Raw genomic sequence first — 2,359 nt, 5'->3', positions numbered from 1 at the left:
GTCTTCCAGCGCGTTGCATTGTTCGCGGCTAAGGCAATCGGGACGGCCCATCGCTTCCCACGCTGGACGCGCGTAGCCGTGCAGGGCGTCGATGCGCGTCACCATGGCAGTCTGGATGTCCGGCGCCGCGCCGAGCGTGAGGTGGACCGTTTCGGTGGTGATTGGATGCTGCGGCATGGCGCAGTTGGTGACAAAGATGCACAGGCAGTCCGGCGCGCGCGTGACCCAGACGTCGACTGTTTCGTGGTGTCCGCCCACCGGCAGCAGTTCGGTGCCGGCCCGATGCAGCAACTGGAAGGCGCGGTAGGATGGCTTGGGAATACCGTACCGGTTCAGCAGCCCGAAACCGCCGTGAAAGGGCCGGTTCGGGAAGTGGTTCTCGGCAGAGATATCGCTGAAAGTACAGTAGCTGCAGGTATCGGCAAGGTTTGCGACTTCCAGCACGGATTTGACGATGAGCGCTGCCGAAAACGGCTCGTCATTCAATGGATCGCGTGCATCGGAAGAGACCTTCCATTCCGTGTAATGCAGCGGCAGCCGGCCGGCCTGCCCGCGCGCTATCGTGGCTTGATCGCGCAACACGCTGCGTGAGGTGTTGACCAGTTGCGAATTAGCGTCGCTGTATGCGTTGCCGACGGCATCGGCCGGGTAGTGGTGAGTGCTGATGAAATCCGGCAGGTGACAGGATTTGCGGCAGTGTTCTATGAACTCGGGAATCCATGCGTTCTTCGATGTTGCCGGGCCGCCGACGATGAGTTGCGGGTCAACTTGCTTGAGCGCTTCGTAGCTGGCGTCGAACAGCTGGAAATAGGCTTCCTGCCCAGCGGGCCAGAACTGAGGCTGGTTCGGTTCATTCCAGACTTCAAACTGCCACCGCCGGACTTCCTCTGCGCCGTAGCGATTGATGAGATGCCGCACCAGGTTTTGGAGCAAGGTTTGCCACGCGCGCATGTCGCGTGGTGCCGTGACATTGCCCTTGCCGGCAAACACCGTGGTGTCGCCGGACGCCAGCATGCGGGGCATGAAGCTCAGCTCCACAAAGGGACGCATCCCGATGTCGAGCAGAAAATCGAAGAAGCTTTCGATGTTGTAGAAATCGTAGCGCGGCTGATCCTGGTAGCAGAACAGTGTGCCCATGTCGTCGTCCAGCATGCTGTGAAAGCGCACCTGGCGCATGCCAAGTTCCTCACGCACGCGCTGCAACTGGTCTTGCCAGTCCGCACGCAGGGCAAGCGTGGCCCGGCCGCTGCCGATACAAGCCTCCCACGAATGAACCAAAGGCACAGGCTGCGCCGACAGATCGCAGCGGAACTGAACGGTCATCAAAATTCCTCCAGGACCTGCCGCACTGTATTGCGCAGGTCTTCGATGACCGCATTATGGCCGTTCGCGCCGAACAGGCGCGCACGCTCCGCGTTTGCTTAGCCTTCCTGGTTGCCGGTAAATTTCGGCAGATTCCCCGGCATCGTTTCGATGCGAAAGCTGTCAGTCGCTCCCGACTGCCTTATGCGGAGCAAGGCGTTGTACGAGGCTTCGGCATGTGTGCGTTCTTCGTCGAGGTGGCCGACTGCAAATTGCGGCGTCTGCGGCCCCGACGCAATTCTCTCCATTTGCCACCTTACAACGCGGATCTGCACTGAAGGAGCTTGATCCAGGGAGACAGATGGAAGATCGCCATCAGGCCGTACATCGCCGTCATGCCGTCCACCGGCAGGAAGCGGCTGGCGGAGCAGATCATGTTCGCCTCGCCGGACAAGACGCTAAGAAGCGCCATGCCGACGAAGGTTGGCGCGGCGGCCAGGCTTAGCCATCTGGYCAGCCTGTCCCCGCCGTTGCCTTGAACGAGGTAGTTATGCCTGATCATAACGATCATGGTGACGCCACCACACGCCTTGCTCGTTGCGGCCTTTCGGCGCGCGGTCGAGCCATTGGTACATGCCCCACAATCCATCCACCCCGCGTGCATAGCCGGAGTAGGTGTGATAGATCTCGCCGTTCTCCATCACGAACGCGCTCACGCCGGGGCGATCACGCGTGAAGGTAGCGATGTCGGTGCCCGTCATGCCAGCCATCAGCCCGACTGGGGTATCGCTGTCGCCGCGCCACTCCAGTGTGTTTTGCTGGGTGTTGTTGGCGGGCGGTTCGCGCCGGTAGTTGTACTCGATGCCGCCTTCGCGCTGCTGCTCTTCGCTGAACCACACGTTGAAGTCGCTGTTGAAATCACTAGTGAACGACGACGCCCAGTCGAAGGACCAGCCCATGCGTTCTCGGAAAGCCATCAGCTTGTCAATCGGCGCGCGGGACACGGCGGAGAACGCGACATCGTGATTCTCCAGGTGCACCACGATGCCGTTGAAGC

At 60.9% G+C, this 2,359-nt stretch carries 3 protein-coding genes; all 3 read right to left on the bottom strand.

Features of this window, described 5'->3' with window-relative positions; all coding sequences use genetic code 11:
• A partial coding sequence (locus AB4Z11_RS29630) for a GH39 family glycosyl hydrolase (RefSeq protein ID WP_442029449.1) occupies window positions 1-1,323 on the bottom strand: 1,323 nt, incomplete at its 3' end.
• A 295-nt stretch (window positions 1,324-1,618) separates the two neighbouring features.
• Window positions 1,619-1,873 (bottom strand): hypothetical protein, encoded by a 255-nt coding sequence (locus AB4Z11_RS29625; RefSeq protein ID WP_442029447.1) that lies wholly within the window; start codon window positions 1,871-1,873, stop codon window positions 1,619-1,621.
• Window positions 1,851-2,359: DUF899 family protein (locus AB4Z11_RS29620; RefSeq protein ID WP_442029445.1), on the bottom strand; the 509-nt coding region annotated here is incomplete at its 5' end. The genes AB4Z11_RS29620 and AB4Z11_RS29625, both read right to left, overlap by 23 nt.

The sequence above is a fragment of the Pseudoduganella sp. RAF53_2 genome, from assembly GCF_052113985.1.
Classification (GTDB): Bacteria; Pseudomonadota; Gammaproteobacteria; order Burkholderiales; family Burkholderiaceae_D; genus Rugamonas.
This window is presented reverse-complemented; position numbering and strand designations above follow the sequence as displayed.